Origin of the sequence: Pseudoxanthomonas sp. CCNWLY206-1 (assembly GCF_039710385.1) — a bacterium.
GTDB lineage: Bacteria > Pseudomonadota > Gammaproteobacteria > Xanthomonadales > Xanthomonadaceae > Pseudoxanthomonas_A.
Map to the genome: position 1 here is coordinate 313,262 of NZ_JBDKXI010000003.1, position 15,222 is coordinate 328,483.

A 15,222-nucleotide genomic window follows, 5' to 3' on the forward strand; every position below is an offset into this window, starting at 1 on the left:
TCCGCAGCACTTCAATCCTGAAATGGCGGGTCAAGCGACAGCGGGGCAGAAGATGCGGGTGGAGACGCGTCCTACAAACGCGGCGCTGTTTCTATTTCCGCATCTTCGTAGCCTGAGGGCTGCGGCATTCCCATGATGAAATCCCTCATCAACGGGAAATATCCTACTGGTTGTCGCGTGGAGAGACGCTCGCCATCCGCGAGGGTCTCGAATTCGTACATGCCGTGATCGGCATCGGGAAACACGGCTGTGGTGATCGGGCGGCCGGCGCTTCGCAGCGTGGCCAAGCGGCGGAGGGTTTCCGCAGGGGGCGCATCGCGGTCCTGGCCACCCAATATCCACAGCTGCGGAACGTCGAGGTTCGTCAGTACCGGCATGGGGTCGTACTGCGCTGGCAGTCCTTCGAGCAAAAGCGGGCCTTGCTTGCGAATGGTCTCAGATGTCTCGGCAAGCAGATAAGCGGTGAAGTTTCCACGGACTGATTTGAACCAGGACTCGCGGCCATACTTGCGCTTCACTGCTTCAAGCTGCTCATAGCCTTCGGTGAAGTTGCTTTCGACGATCATTGCAGTGGCGTCGGCGACTTCCATCGCCTTCGCCTTTATTTCTGGCCCGAAGCCGGCACGTTCCATGTCGAAAGCGATCGCTTCGCGGTCTTCATCCAGTGCCGAAACGGCCAGCCCAAAGCTCACGATGACGAAATCCACCGGCTCTATCTGCGCGGCCAACGGCGCTACCCAACCTCCCTGGCTACCGCCCTGATAGCCCACCCGCCCCGCACGTGCGCCAGCAAGGCGTCGCGCCTCGCGCATGGCGAGAACCGCATCGGTAGCGAGGATCAGATAGTTCTGCGAGTAGCGGCCGCCCGACGTGCCGGTGCCACGCTTGTCATAGGCAAATACGCCGATGCCTGCACTGGCGAACTGACGCTGCAAGGCATAGTCCTCGAGCGCCGACGAGTGCTCGGCGCCATGGACCAAAACAACGATCGGAACACGCGTCTCACCCGGCGGCAGTGTCAAGCGGCCGGCCAATTCGGCCCCACTTCCCTGGAATCGCGTGTCGACCTGGATCAACGGCTGACGCTGGCCCGCGATATTGTCGAGACGCAGCTCACCCTGCTCGCAGTCGGAAAACGTAACGCGATGCCCATCCGGACGGCCCGTCCAGCCGAGCGTGCTTGTCCAACGTCCCTTTCCTTGCGGACTCAAAGCACCCGTGCGCCCGTCCAGCCGCCGCCAGCGAAGTTGACCGGGCGCACCAGGCGCGATGTCCAGCGACGTGCCGTCTGCCATGAGGTAGCTGCCTACTTCGCAGGGCGCCGATTGGACCGGGTCCGAAGCAGGCACTTGAGCGCCGACGGATGCCACACCGCCCAGCGCGAGGAGGATCGCGGTACTCGCACGCCTTACATAACCCATGGATTTATTCCTGCTTTGTTGTAATTGGCGTAGGCGTGGACGTTTGCGAAGCCGTGACCGACACAAGGTGCTGGCGTGCAAGTGTCGGACAGAACCAATGGCCGACCTTCAGGGTAAGGTGCGCAAGAAGCTGCCGGACGTGCCAAATGCCCTAGTGACATGAGGCATGCCGGAGGCCGGTGGCTAAACCCGATGACGAAAATATCGACAGACTGCAAAAATCCATTTATCGGCGCCCGCTGAACTTGTCGATTCCGGACTGCGTGCTTCGTCGTCTAGGCAAGTACCCGCGTTCACACCCAGGAGTTCAGCTATGACCATCTATCGCTTACCTGCCCTGTTAGCCCTTGCCGTTGCCCTTGCGGGCGGCACCGCCTGGGCCGAGGAAGCCGTGTACGAGCTTGAACCCGCGCATACCTTCCCCAGTTTCGAGGCCGACCACATGGGCATGTCCACGTTCCAAGGCAAATTCAACAAGAGCCGCGGCGAGGCACGTATCGATCGCGAGCGCGGCACGGGGCATGTGGAAGTCACCATCGATGCACGCAGTATCGACTTCGGCCTGGACGCGCTTAACGAATGGGCCGTGGGCGACCAGCTATTGGATACCGCTAAATATCCTGAAGCCATCTACCGCGGCACACTCAGCGACTTCCGTGACGGCGCGCCGGCCAAGGTCAAAGGCGAGCTCACCCTGCATGGCGTTACCCGGCCGCTAACGCTGACCATTGATCGCTTCAAGTGCCAGTCCCATCCACAATACAAACGCGACTGGTGTGGCGCCGACGCCCACGGTTCGTTCGACCGCAGCCAGTTTGGTCTGGACGCCGGCAAGGAATATGGGTTCGACATGAACATCACGCTGCGCATCCAGGTAGAAGCCATCGCCAAGGCCGAACCACCTGCACCGTAGGATGTGGTGAGCAAAGCGAACCGCATCGGTCGTGAAATATCGGAGCAACCCGTCAGGACGCTATGCTGCGCCGTCACGATGAGCCACCTACCGCCACGAGGAAGTAACGCCCATGATTCAAACCCGACACGGAAGCTGCCATTGCGGCGCAGTGCGATTCTCCTGCGACATCGACCTTTCTCCGGCAGGCGAGCGTTCCCCACAGCTCCGTCCCGGCCCCTGGTACGCGACCACGTTGCGTTGCAACTGCTCGTTTTGCGGCAAGACACGGATGTGGAAGAACCATACCCCTGCCGAAGCATTCCGCCTGATTCAAGGCGCGGACCAACTGAGCCACTACCGCTTCGGCGAAGGCTCGATCGACCACACCTTCTGCAAGACCTGCGGCGTCTACGCCTTCGTCAGCGCCAGCGAACCAGTGATGGGCGGCGACTTCTACTGCGTCAACATCGCCTGCCTGGATGACGTGACCGAAGACGAACTGGAAGCCGCGCCGATTCGCTACGAAGACGGCGCGCATGATGATTGGGGGAATGCGCCGAGAGTTACGAGTTATCTCTGACTGATTCCAACTTGATTGCAAGCAATGACGCTCGGCGTTTCAGGGGCACACCAGAGCGCACCGCGGGCCCTCAGGATGCAACATCCATGCGGTCGGCCAGGGCCCACCCTATGGGAAGCCCACATAGCGCGGGCTCAAGCCCGCCACATGAGCCGTCGCACAGTCCCACGATGAGTCCGGCGATCCATAGCAACCTTGATGATGGACCCAAGTAGGATGCGGTGAGCAAAGCGAACCACATCGATCGCGAGTCACCGGAGTAATAAAACTACCCTCCCGCCACCTAGGCGCGAACGAAGCGGCGCGCCTGCGGCTTTACCGCATCCTACAGAGCCTGACTCAAACCTCGCCGTCTCGATTCAGCCACTTTTCTGCCCGTGAAATTGCATCCTGCTCTCGTACCAGCTCGTCTGGCGAGATCTTTTCTCCATACACCTGCCCCGTCCTGTCCACGAAGCGCGCGGTGGCCAAGCCCAGGCGCGCACCGCCTGGAAGCTCATACTGCCGGTTACCTGTGCTGAGGCCCGCTGTTGGTTGGCCGAAGCTGCGTGTGTTGGGCCGGCCGCGGAACGCAACCGCAATGGCCTCGCCCGAGCTCGCTGTGCGAGCGCCGGTAAGTACCGCCACTTGTGCATTGGTTAAATCCGGTATCGGCATACCGGGGGGATTGATGCGCCAGGGCGTATCGCGTCCTTTTGCATCACGGAAGAAACCTACAGGCTCTTTGCCCAGCAACGTCGACAACCCCGATAACATTGGCCACATATTGCCGCCCGGGTTATCACGCAGATCCACCACCCAGCCACCCGTCACCTGCGGCGACACCTCGGCGATGCCGCTTGCCAGCGTACGTGCGAAAGCTTGCGCAGCCTCGTGCGACGTACCCCAGAAGCCGGGCACCAATATGGTGGCAACGCCATCACGAACGAATATTCGAGGCGCTTCGGAAGGTTGACCCTGCTGTGCATACCGCCGTGCGGCGACAGGCAGCATCAATACGCTATGACGGTCACCCAGCTGCTGAATCAACGAGTCGATGACCGCGTAGGCATCGGCCGGACCCTTCGCCACCTCCGCTTTCTGGACAAGCGCAGACTGCACGGCAGACCAGTCGATGCGATTCGCGTTGAGCGCATGATCGCGCATGATGGCAACCGCTGCCTCCACGATCTGGGCTGGTGGCACATCGGCATCAGTATCCGCAGGCGAGCGTTCCAATCGCAATTGTCGCACCAGCAAACGTCCGCGGCCGGTCAATAGTGGCCCGAACAATACCGTCTGCGCGCTGGATGGCACGCTGATCTCCACCTCCCTCGACACATTGGAAGCATCGCCTAGAACCGGTTCCCGCTGGGTATTGGCAAATGCGACCACACCTGATGGTCCATCGGCGCGAAGCCATAGACCTGCACCACCTACAACGCTATGCGCGTCGATGCGACCGGACAAACGCACCCGCTGGCCGCGGAAGGGCGTGGCATCGACGGCGGCGACACCGCCACCATAACTTTCACCGACATCCCCCTGCGACTGCACCGACAACGACGCACCCGCTTCGGATTGTGCGTCACCTCCTCCCTCCAGAACGTAATGCGTACTGTCGCCGGTCACCCTCCATTGCATTGTTTGTTCGGCAGCGGCGGGGAATGTTGCCAGCCAAGCCGCAATCAAAATTCCATTCCATTTTTTCATTGAATGCTCTCGCTTCCATCAATCAATACTCGTTCCGTGGCATCCCTCCTACGCCAGCGGTAACGTCGAGTCCATTTCTTGTGCGCAACTCGCTTGCCGCTTGAGCCGTGCCGCTGCGAACAATCACCCTGTCAAATCGGGGAACACCCACTCCTATTCCATTGCAATCCCGCACCGATCCACTACAAAGACGCGACTTAACCCCGATCAATGTAGCGAGAAAATAAAACGGCATCGGTCGCACCCGCGTCTAGAGCAAGTAAATCCCGCCTATCGATCACCTGCAAGCGATGCGCCGCCCTTGCAGCTTCCGATTGCGCGCATGCCCGATATCGTCAACAGCGACTCATTCGGACAGACGGATGTGAGCCGACTTGGCGGCCACCACGTGCGTTTGATAATAATACTTATCGCTCGGCACGCCACGACCGTCAGTGAAATAGATCTTTACTTGACTCGCAGCTCCCAGCACGACAATTTTCTTACCTGCCAGGAATTCATCTGGCGCACTGCCGTGTTCACGCTTGAATGCAGCCTCGATGTCCGGCGTGATTACCACCGACAGGTTGCGTGCGTCGCGGTAGTCGGTTTCTGAATTGAGGTATAGCCTGCCGCGATCGCGACCGCTTGCCTTTACCTCCATCACGAACACACCCGGCAGGTAGCCTCCCTCCTCAGCGGCTAACACCCCCGCTACCTCGGCGGGTATGCGCTCGCCTTCGCCCGTCAGCAACATGGCTTCCAATATAGGAAGCACAGCCAAACCGCCTCCGCATAACTCTTCTATTGCCATGGCCGGTCCGTAGGGGTGCACCTTCCGTGCTGCCGCAAACGGTTCATCGGCCAGCTTGTTGCGGTCCAGCGCCAGCGTGGCCCATTTGCGATACAAAGCCGCTGCTAGCGTCAGCCGCGCCATACCGTAGTCCATAAGGTTCAGCGCTTTATTCGCCTCGATGATGGCTTTTTCGGCGTCGTCGCGCCAACACAACAGGAAGGACGCATAGTTCCCATGCGACCACGCGCTGGTCGGTTCGGCCGCGATTTTCTTTCGGTATAGGGCATCGGCATCAGCAAGCCTATCGTTGCGGTTGTAGTACGCGATCAAGCCGGACTGTGCCGCACTGTTCGTGCGAGGACTGGCATTGGTCGCCAATACCTTCCTATAGAGCGCCACCGCGGCATCCTGGCGGTCTTCCTGCATCAGCAGCTCGGCCTGGTTGAGATGCAGCCACGGGTCGTCCGTTCCCAACTGCTCCGCCTTCTGCAAAGCAGCCTTTGCTTGCAAGGGCTTGCCCATCAGCCGATAAAGATGACCCTGCAAAACATAGGCGCGCGCGTAATCCGGCGCAATCTCCAAGGCGGTATCAAGTGCTTTTTCTGCCGCCTCCAAGCTCCCTGGTTCGAATGAGTCGCCTCTGAGATGACCGCTGGAGATGTAGTAGCGCGCATATAGCCGATACGCTTCGGCGGAACGAGGCGCGACACGGATCGCGCGGTCAAGCTCCGCTCTCGCCTCTTCAAGCCCGCTTCCTTGCCCTTCCCAGGAATCCAATAGCAGTTCGGCGCGATCCAGATCTTTCTGGACGGTAGCAGAAACGGCAATCTGATCCGCCTCAGCAGCAAGCGCTGTCTGCGGAATCATCATCACCCCTGCGGCACCTGCCAGTACCAATCTTAGAAAAAACCGTAACCGCCGCTCCCCTCTATTCGACATTCCTGCCCCTTTTTTACGTCGAATGACGTCCAGATTGACCCGCAATGCGCAACTGTCAACAACACTCACTTCGCCGCTCGGATGACGGAGAACCGATGCGACACGGCTGTTCAGACATGAAGCTCCCAGCCAAAATCCATCGGCATCCGACCATGCGTCGATCAGCGATCCATCGGCAACTTCAACCCCATCTCCCGCGCGCACTGCTTCGCCACTTCATAACCCGCATCCGCATGCCGCATCACTCCGGTTCCCGGATCGTTCCACAACACTCGCGCGATGCGCTTATCGGCTTCGGCTGTACCGTCGCAAACAATCACCACGCCCGAGTGCTGGGAATACCCCATCCCCACGCCGCCACCGTGATGCAGCGATACCCAAGTTGCTCCACCCGCCACGTTGAGCATGGCATTGAGCAGAGGCCAGTCGGATACGGCATCGCTGCCGTCCTTCATTGCTTCGGTTTCGCGGTTGGGTGAGGCGACGCTGCCGCTGTCCAGGTGATCGCGACCGATGACGACGGGGGCTTTCAGTTCACCGTTGCGGACCATCTCGTTGAAGGCGAGGCCCAGCTTGTCGCGCAGGCCCAGGCCGACCCAGCAGATGCGCGCGGGCAGGCCCTGGAAGCTGATGCGCTCCTTGGCCATGTCGAGCCAGCGATGCAGGTGCGCGTCGTCGGGAATCAACTCTTTTACTTTTGCGTCGGTCTTGTAGATGTCTTCCGGGTCGCCGCTCAGCGCGACCCAGCGGAACGGACCCACGCCGCGGCAGAACAACGGACGCACGTACGCCGGTACGAAGCCCGGGAAGTCGAACGCGTTCTTGCAGCCTTCATCCAGCGCCATCTGGCGGATGTTGTTGCCGTAGTCGAAGGTGGGGATGCCTTGCTTCTCGAACGCGAGCATCGCTTCGACGTGCACACGCATGGATTGCTTGGCGGCGTCGCGGACTTTCTGCGGATTGGTTTTCTGCTCGGCCAGCCATTGCTCCACGGTCCAGCCGATTGGCAGATAACCGTGCACCGGGTCGTGCGCGCTGGTCTGGTCGGTAATCGCATCCGGGCGTACACCCATGCGCACTAGTTGCGGCAGGATTTCCGCAGCGTTGCCGAGCAGCGCGATGGATTTGGCTTGGCCCGCCTTGGTGTACCGATCGATGCGCGTCAACGCGTCATCGAGATCGGTGGCCTGTTCGTCCACATAGCGCGTACGCAGGCGCATGTCGATGCGCGACTGCTGGCATTCGATATTGAGCGAACACGCCCCCGCCAGCGATGCGGCCAACGGTTGCGCGCCGCCCATGCCACCGAGGCCGGCGGTGAGTATCCAGCGACCGGCCAGATTGCCGCCGTAGTGCTGGCGGCCCATTTCCACGAATGTTTCGTAGGTGCCCTGCACGATGCCCTGGCTGCCAATGTAGATCCAGCTGCCGGCGGTCATCTGGCCGTACATCATCAGGCCCTTCTTATCGAGCTCGTTGAAGTGCTCCCAGGTGGCCCAGTGCGGCACCAGGTTGGAGTTGGCGATCAGTACGCGCGGTGCATCGGAATGCGTGGGGAACACGCCCACCGGCTTGCCGGATTGCACCAGCAGCGTTTCGTTGTCTTCCAGGTTGCGGAGCGATTCGAGGATGGCGTCATAACAGGCCCAGTCACGCGCGGCACGGCCGATGCCGCCGTAGACCACCAGCGAGGTCGGGTCTTCCGCCACTTCCGCGTCCAGGTTGTTCTGGATCATCCGGTACGGCGCTTCGCTGAGCCAGGACTTGCAGCTCAACTGGGTGCCGCGTGGGGCGCGGATGACGCGGGTGGAATCGTGGCGCGGATCGGTCATGGCGGGCATCTTGATGAAGTCGATGCTGCATTATTGCAGGGGCTCACACCGGCTGTGGCACACTTCAGCCATGAACCGTCTCTCTACTTTCTTATCGCGCGGCCTGTTGGCCGTTTTCATGGGCGCCTTTGCGGGATCGGCGTTGGCCGCGCCGCCGCGGGTGCTGATATTCACCAAGACCGCCGGGTTCCGCCACGACTCGATTCCCACCGCGATTGCTGCATTGCAGCGCGTCACCGCGGAGCAGGGCATGCAAGCGGACGCGACCGAGGATGCCTCCGTCTTCACACCGCAGAACCTGGCGCGCTACCGCGTGGTGATCTTCGCCAGCACTACCGGCGATGTGCTGGATGCGGCGCAACAAAAAGCGATGGAAGAATTCGTGGACGGCGGCGGCGGCTTCATGGGCGTCCATTCGGCGTCCGATACCGAATACGATTGGCCCTGGTACGCACGGTTGGTGGGTGCCTATTTCCATAGCCATCCTCCGGGCCTGCAAACCACGCGCGTGCTTTTCGACCGCGACGGCATTGCCGAGCAAGGGCGCGAGTGGAAGGTCACCGATGAAATCTACAACTACCGCGACAATCCGCGCAAAAACGTGCAGGTGATCGCCACGGTGGACGAAAGCGACTACACCGGCGGCACGATGGGCGACGACCACCCCATCGCGTGGTGCCATGCCTCAGCGAAAGGCCCTGCCTGGTATACGGGGCTCGGGCACGATGCGGCGCTGTTTGCCGATCCGGTGTTTTTGCGGCATCTGGTTAGTGGATTGCAGTATGCAAGCGGGAAGTCGCGTGATTGCTGAGCTCTGAGGCATATCGATACCCAACAAAATGCCCGGTACATGCCGGGCATTTTTTATACAGAAGTTGTGGGAGCGATTTGCTTTTCTCGGGCCATCTACTGAATCGCAGGATCCAGCAGGCGCAATGAATGCGCCAGATCCCGGCCACCGGTGCTATCCAGCTCTTCACGCGTGTAGGCGCGGCCGGTGGCGTTGGCACAGCCCTCGCCCTTGGCATTGCGGGGGATGATGCGGGAGCCGGTCTGGCGCAGGCAGTTGTGGTCGCTCAACGGGCGGGCCTTGGACTCGGCGTTCCGATCGGGTGTGCTTTGATCAGTGGCGCTCTGATCAGCAGTGTTCTGCTGGGTCTCGGCCGCCGGGGCTGCTACGGCGTCGGACGTCGGGGACGTCGATTGTGCGCTGGCGGCAAATGCCAGAGCGGACAGCAAGACAAGCAGGACGGGACGTTTCATGGAAGCCTCGGGCGCGGGCGGTTCGACTGGATTGCTTTTTTATACGCCTATTCGGCGGGCCCAGCGCAGTGCGGGGTCGCCGGCATTTAGAGGGCGTTGTGGACTCCAGATCAACTCTCCCCGCCCCCGTCTCACCAGCCCCTTCGGGGCACCTTCCCCCGTAGGGAGAAGGAAACCGCACATCAGGCCACCGGGCACTCCGTCCGGCGGCCTTCATGGAACGCCTTCACCGCCGCCGCGTCGGCCGGCGTCGGACGGCTGCCATCGTCGAAGATGACATGCCACACGCCATCCGCACCGCGTTGCCAGACCGAGCCGAAACGGGTCAGCGAGGTGGCGCCGGTCTTGGGGTCTTTGAACAGGGCCGGGCCGCTGGAATACGCCGTCGTGCCATCGCCGCCCACGGTGACGATGGCCGGGTACCACTCCAGTTTGACCGCTGAGCCATCGATTATGCCGGCCCACTCCTGAGTAATGGCATCGCGGCCGCGGGTGGGTTTATCGCTGACGCCGAAGACCGCGTTGGGGTGCAGGTGCTCGGCGAAGGCATCAGCATCGTGGTCGGCGACGGACTGGGCGAAGCTCAGTTCGCGGGCCCATACGGCGCAGTGCTCATCATCCGATACGGCGGATTCCGCGGCCTGCGAGGGTACGACAGCCATGGCTGCGCACAGCAGCAGCGAAAAGCGCGAGGCGGCTTTAATGCGAATCTCTGTCATGCGATTTTCTCCCGAGTCTGCCAAGCTTGCGCATTCGATACGCTTTCTGCCGCCTATGCACCTGCCATTCGTCAGGACCTGTTTCCGATCTCGCGTTTCGCCCGACCCTGGAGCGGAGCTTACTTCGCTGCTGGCGGTGCATCGGCTTCGGTCTCGGAACGCCTTCAGATGGCTACTCGCTATCGCCTGCCCTTGCGACGGCCCCATTGCTACGGGCTCGGCGCTATCGCGGGGCACGGCGTGGCTCGCATTGCTGCTGTTGCTCAGCGCCTGCGCCACCGCGCCATCGCGCCCTGTTGTTTCCGACACACCGCCCGTTCCATTGCTGCTGATTTCGCTGGATGGCATGCGTGCGGATTATCTGCAGCGCGGCATCACGCCTCACCTTTCGCGCCTGGCACGCGAGGGTGTGCATGCGAAATGGATGAATCCCTCCTACCCCTCCCTGACTTTTCCGAACCACTACACGCTGGTGACCGGCCTGCGTCCGGACCATCACGGCATCGTCAACAACACCATGTGGGATGAGCAACTGGGCGATTTCGCGCTGAGCAACCGGGAGGCGGTGGGCGATGCGCGCTGGTGGAGCGGCGAACCGATCTGGGTAAGCGCCGAGAAAGCAGGCGTCCGTACCGCCACGTTGTTCTGGCCAGGATCGGAAGCGGCGGTACAAGGCGTGCGGCCCTGGCAATGGCGCAAGTTCGACACGAAGATCCCGGTCGACCAGCGGGTGGATCAGATACTGGAGTGGCTATCGTTGCCTGCGGCGGAAAGACCGCAGTTAGTGACGCTGTACTTCGAAAACGTCGACGGCGCCGGCCACGATGCAGGGCCGGACTCCGCGAAAGTCGCCGAGGCGCTGCGCCAGGTCGATGCCGGCATCGGCAGACTGACGGCAGGCCTGCAAGCGCGCGGATTGTGGGACAAGATCAACATCATCGTTGTGTCGGACCATGGGATGACGGCCACTTCTCCCCAGCGCACCGCCGTCATCGAAGACCTGATATCACCGGACGACGCCCGTGCAGTGAGTACCGGGCAAGTGGTCGGCTTCGTTCCCAAGCCCGGGAAGGAAGCGGTGGCCGAACAAGCACTGCTGGGCAAACATGGCGCTGTGGAATGCTGGCGCAAACAGGACATGCCCGCACGTTGGCATTACGGCACGCACCCACGTATCCCGCCCATCGTCTGCCAAGCCGATGAAGGCTGGCTGTTGATCAAACGCGCTACGTACGAGAAATTGGTCAGCATGGGATGGCAGGGCGGCGGCGCACATGGTTACGACCCGGCATTGCCGTCCATGCGCGCGATCTTCATCGCCCATGGTCCGGCATTTCGCAAAAAAATGACGATTCCGGGCTTCGATAATGTCGATGTCTATCCGTTATTGGCGCGCCTGATGGGCGTCTCGCCCGCCCCCAACGATGGCAATGCGCAGACACTGCTGCCCATTCTGAAGCCCGCTTCAAACGAGGGAAACGCCGCCCAGCGTTGATGTCCGAAAACGGTTAGTCAGGGCCGGGAAGCGGTGCTAGCCTGTCCTCATGTTCACCGCCTTCGCCCATGCCACCCTTCCCGATCTCCGCGTCTGCGAACAGGCGCGGCTCAGCCGCGATGCCCGTTTCGACGGCCTTTTCTTCATCGCCGTCACTACCACGCGTATCTACTGCCGACCGGTGTGTCCAGCACCGCAGCCGAAACCCACCAACATCACTTACTACCCCAACGCCGCGGCCGCGGAAGCGGCGGGCTTCCGCCCCTGCTTGCGCTGCCGACCGGAACTATCGCCCAGTGATGGCGCGTGGCGTCGCGGTGATGCGGCGGTGGCGCGTGCACTGAAGCTGATCGATGAAGGCGCATTGGCCGACCAATCGCTGTCGCAACTGGCGGACAAAGTCGGCCTGGGCGAACGCCAACTGCGGCGCCTGTTCAATGATCGGTTGGGCGCCAGTCCGACTGGCGTACATGGCACGCGGCGGTTGCTGTTCGCCAAGCAATTGTTGACCGAAACGCGACTGCCGGTGACGCAGGTTGCGATGGCTGCAGGCTTCGGCAGCCTGACCCGCTTCAACACTACCTTCCGCGAGGCTTACCGAATGGCGCCGCGCGATTTACGCAAGCGGTCCGAGCCGACCGCGGAAGAACGTATCGCATTGCGCCTAGGGTATCGCCCGCCGTATGACTTCACCGCGATGCTGCAATTTCTGCGCGGCCGCGCGTTGCCAGGCGTGGAGTTCGTCGACGACACAAGCTACGCGCGCGTGTTCGGCCCAGCCAATGCGCCCGGCTGGCTGCGGGTGAGCCAATGGAGCGACAAACCGAATGATCATGCATTGAAGTTGGAACTGCATGGCGCGATGCCCGCGCAACTGCTGACCATCGTCAATCGCATCCGCCGCATGTTCGATCTGGATGCGGATCCGCAAGCGATCGCTGTTGCATTATCCACGGATAAGCGCTTGCGCCCGCTAGTGAAGAAGCGACCCGGCCTGCGGCTGCCGAGCGGCTGGGATGGATTTGAGATAGCGGTGCGCGCCATCATCGGCCAGCAGGTCAGTGTCGCCGCCGCGCGCACGCTGACATCCCGGCTGGCGCAACATTTCGGCACGGCACTGCCGACACCTTTCAGTGCGGAGTTGGCGCACCTGTTCCCTGCACCCGACGCGCTGGTCGACGCCGACCTGACGTCCATCGGCTTGACGCGGGCCCGCGCGGAAACGGTACGCACCGTGGCGCGCGCGTTGCTGGACGGCCGTGTGGATTTTCATGCCGAACGCATGCTGGAAGATTTCGTTGCACGCTGGGTGGCACTGCCCGGTATCGGCCCGTGGACAGCGAACTACATCGCGATGCGTGCGCTGGGCCATCCGGATGCGTTTCCTGCCGACGACCTGGTACTGCAGAAAGCCGTACCCACCCAGCCTGCCCCCGCGAAGGCGGGGGGCACGCGAATGACCGCCAAAGTACTGACCGCGCGTGCGGAAGATTGGCGGCCATGGCGCGCCTATGCGGTGATCCACTTGTGGCGCGACAGCATGCCTGCGCCGAAGACTACGAATGCTTTGTAGGACGTCGTGTCGGCGGTAGGAGCAGCGTCCCGCCGCGAGCTCTTCCTCTCAGATCACGATAGAAGCGAAGAGCTCGCGCCGAGACGGCGCTCCTACGGTAAAGGTGGAATGGAGATTGAGACCATGATTGTTTACCAGCACATCGAAAGTCCGGTCGGCCCGCTGCTACTGGCTGCCGACGGCAACGCGCTTCGCCTGATCGAATTCCATACACCGCGCCACCCGTATCCACGCGGAGCGGATTGGCAGGAAGGCGACAATGCCGTCTTGCAGATCACGGCTGCGCAGCTGGGCGAGTATTTCGCCGGCACGCGCCGGGATTTTGACCTGCCGCTGGGACCGCAAGGCACTGAATTCCAGCGTCAGGTGTGGCACACACTGGCCGCCATCCCCTACGGGCAGACGATCAGCTATTCCGAAATGGCGCGGCGCGTCGGCAAACCCACGGCGACACGTGCGGTCGGCGCTGCCAATGGACGCAATCCGATTCCCATCGTGCTGCCATGCCATCGCGTGATTGGTGCCGATGGCAGCCTCACCGGCTTTGGTGGTGGCCTACCGACCAAGCAGTACTTGTTGCAGTTGGAAGGTGCGTTGCCGAGTGATGATTTGTTTGGCTGATCCCCTTTGTTGTAGGAGCGGCGTCCCGCCGCGAGCTCTTTGCTTTCGTCGCGATCTGAGGGAAAGAGCTCGCGGCGGGACGCCGCTCCTACGAGAAGCGCGTCAGATGTCAGCCAACAATTCCTGCAACGTCTGACGATAACGCGCAGCAACTGCATCGCGATCATGATGCCGCCCTTCGGCAACCAATTGTTTGCCGTTGACGTGCACTTCGCGCACCAGCGCCTGGTTACCGCTGAATATCCAGCGGTCGACTACATTTTCCGCCGCTGCTCCGGCGAACGCCGGCGCTTCCTTGTCCAGGATCACGAAGTCTTCGCTTTCGGTGCCGAACCCAGTGGCGTTGACTCGACTGTCCATCACCCCTTGCAACAAGGTCTCCCCAACGCTGTTGGAACGATCGCTGACGGCAATGTTGCGGCGGCGAGTGATCAGGCGCTGGCCGTATTCCAGCCAACGTAGTTCTTCCACCGGCGACACCGAGATATGCGAATCCGAGCCAATACCCCACGCGCCGCCAGCATCCAGGTAAGCACGCAACGGGAACAGGCCATCGCCCAAATTGGCCTCGGTGGTGGGGCAGATAGCCACCGTGGCGCCGCTCTTGGCGATGCCCCGTACTTCCTGATCGGTGAGATGCGTGGCGTGCACCAGCGTCCAGCGCGCATCGATGTCGAGATTGTGTAGAAGCCATTCGACAGGCCTCGCGCCGCGTATCGCCAGGCAGTCCTGCACTTCGCCGATCTGTTCGGCGATGTGGATATGCAAGGGGAAATCCCGAGGCAATGACGACAACACCTCACGCATCGCGGCCTCGGGCACGGCGCGCAGGCTATGGAACGCGCAGCCGAGTCGCACACCATCGTTCTGTTCCGGAGTGAGTCCTTCGATCAGGCGAAGAAATGCTTCGACGTCATGGCCGAAGCGGCGCTGACGTTCCGATAATGGGCGGCCATCGAAACCTCCCGCCATGTACAACACTGGCAACAGCGTCAGGCGAATGCCGGTGTCGCGCGCCGCGGCAATGAGAGCCCGCGACATCGCGGCGGGATCCGCATAGGGTTTTCCGTCCGGTGCGTGATGCAGATAGTGGAATTCACAGACACTGGTGTAGCCCGCCTCCAGCATCTCGACATACAACTGCGTCGCTACGGCATGCACGCTTTCCGGCGTCATCCTTGCCGCGAACCGGTACATGGTCTCGCGCCACGTCCAGAAGCTGTCTTCCGGATGGGTCTGTCGTTCCGCCAAGCCGGCCATGGCGCGCTGGAAGGCATGCGAGTGCAGGTTGGGAACACCCGGAACGGCGTAAACGCGGCTGGACCGGAACGATTCGGCCCTGCTTTCGATGTCAGGCTTGGCGGAGAAATTGTTCATGGCCGGCATTCTCGCCTGCCTGCGATGGGAACGCGATGGC

General features: G+C 61.7%; 13 protein-coding genes. 6 read left to right on the forward strand and 7 right to left on the reverse strand.

What is annotated here, in order from left to right; translation table 11 throughout:
• Positions 1 to 71 precede the first annotated feature (71 nt).
• Positions 72 to 1,421 (reverse strand): alpha/beta fold hydrolase, encoded by a 1,350-nt coding sequence (locus AADW18_RS09055; protein ID WP_337343045.1) that lies wholly within the window; start codon positions 1,419 to 1,421, stop codon positions 72 to 74.
• 313 nt (positions 1,422 to 1,734) lie between these two features.
• Here AADW18_RS09055 and AADW18_RS09060 point away from each other — a divergent pair, with 313 nt between their 5' ends.
• Both AADW18_RS09060 and AADW18_RS09065 read left to right on the forward strand, forming a co-directional pair.
• Entirely contained in the window at positions 1,735 to 2,334 is a 600-nt protein-coding gene (locus AADW18_RS09060) for a YceI family protein (RefSeq protein ID WP_337343046.1), read from the forward strand.
• Positions 2,335 to 2,446: 112 nt separating this feature from the next.
• On the forward strand, positions 2,447 to 2,896 hold the full coding sequence (locus tag AADW18_RS09065; protein WP_337343047.1) for a GFA family protein: 450 nt from the start codon (positions 2,447 to 2,449) through the stop codon (positions 2,894 to 2,896).
• Positions 2,897 to 3,235: 339 nt separating this feature from the next.
• Here AADW18_RS09065 and AADW18_RS09070 read toward each other — a convergent pair whose 3' ends face one another.
• From AADW18_RS09070 to hutU, 3 genes are all read right to left on the reverse strand, one after another.
• The gene (locus AADW18_RS09070) at positions 3,236 to 4,588 is read right to left on the reverse strand and encodes a S41 family peptidase (RefSeq protein WP_337343048.1); all 1,353 of its coding nucleotides are present in this window, start codon (positions 4,586 to 4,588) and stop codon (positions 3,236 to 3,238) included.
• A 346-nt stretch (positions 4,589 to 4,934) separates the two neighbouring features.
• Positions 4,935 to 6,506, reverse strand: a complete 1,572-nt coding sequence (locus AADW18_RS09075) for a hypothetical protein (RefSeq protein ID WP_337343049.1) — start codon at positions 6,504 to 6,506, stop codon at positions 4,935 to 4,937.
• Positions 6,464 to 8,134: a urocanate hydratase gene (hutU, locus tag AADW18_RS09080; RefSeq protein WP_337343050.1), complete on the reverse strand. Its 1,671-nt coding sequence runs from the start codon at positions 8,132 to 8,134 to the stop codon at positions 6,464 to 6,466. The genes AADW18_RS09075 and hutU overlap by 43 nt, the downstream gene beginning before the upstream one ends.
• A gap of 70 nt (positions 8,135 to 8,204) precedes the next feature.
• Here hutU and AADW18_RS09085 point away from each other — a divergent pair, with 70 nt between their 5' ends.
• Positions 8,205 to 8,945, forward strand: a complete 741-nt coding sequence (locus AADW18_RS09085; protein ID WP_337343051.1) for a ThuA domain-containing protein — start codon at positions 8,205 to 8,207, stop codon at positions 8,943 to 8,945.
• 95 nt (positions 8,946 to 9,040) lie between these two features.
• On the opposite strand, the gene AADW18_RS09090 is transcribed toward AADW18_RS09085, so the two are convergent.
• On the reverse strand, positions 9,041 to 9,397 hold the full coding sequence (locus AADW18_RS09090) for a hypothetical protein (protein ID WP_337343052.1): 357 nt from the start codon (positions 9,395 to 9,397) through the stop codon (positions 9,041 to 9,043).
• A 182-nt stretch (positions 9,398 to 9,579) separates the two neighbouring features.
• On the reverse strand, positions 9,580 to 10,116 hold the full coding sequence (locus tag AADW18_RS09095) for a nuclear transport factor 2 family protein (RefSeq protein WP_337343053.1): 537 nt from the start codon (positions 10,114 to 10,116) through the stop codon (positions 9,580 to 9,582).
• A gap of 250 nt (positions 10,117 to 10,366) precedes the next feature.
• Between AADW18_RS09095 and AADW18_RS09100 the strand changes: the two genes are divergently transcribed.
• From AADW18_RS09100 to AADW18_RS09110, 3 genes are all read left to right on the forward strand, one after another.
• Entirely contained in the window at positions 10,367 to 11,611 is a 1,245-nt protein-coding gene (locus AADW18_RS09100; RefSeq protein ID WP_337343054.1) for an ectonucleotide pyrophosphatase/phosphodiesterase, read from the forward strand.
• A 49-nt stretch (positions 11,612 to 11,660) separates the two neighbouring features.
• Positions 11,661 to 13,184, forward strand: coding sequence for an AlkA N-terminal domain-containing protein (locus AADW18_RS09105; RefSeq protein WP_337343055.1), 1,524 nt, complete (start codon positions 11,661 to 11,663; stop codon positions 13,182 to 13,184).
• 123 nt (positions 13,185 to 13,307) lie between these two features.
• Complete coding sequence (locus AADW18_RS09110) at positions 13,308 to 13,805, forward strand: methylated-DNA--[protein]-cysteine S-methyltransferase (RefSeq protein ID WP_337343056.1); 498 nt, start codon at positions 13,308 to 13,310, stop codon at positions 13,803 to 13,805.
• Between the two features lie 102 nt (positions 13,806 to 13,907).
• Here the strand turns inward: AADW18_RS09110 and AADW18_RS09115 are convergent, their stop codons facing one another.
• The gene (locus tag AADW18_RS09115) at positions 13,908 to 15,182 is read right to left on the reverse strand and encodes a formimidoylglutamate deiminase (RefSeq protein ID WP_337343057.1); all 1,275 of its coding nucleotides are present in this window, start codon (positions 15,180 to 15,182) and stop codon (positions 13,908 to 13,910) included.
• Between the last annotated feature and the right edge of the window lie 40 nt (positions 15,183 to 15,222).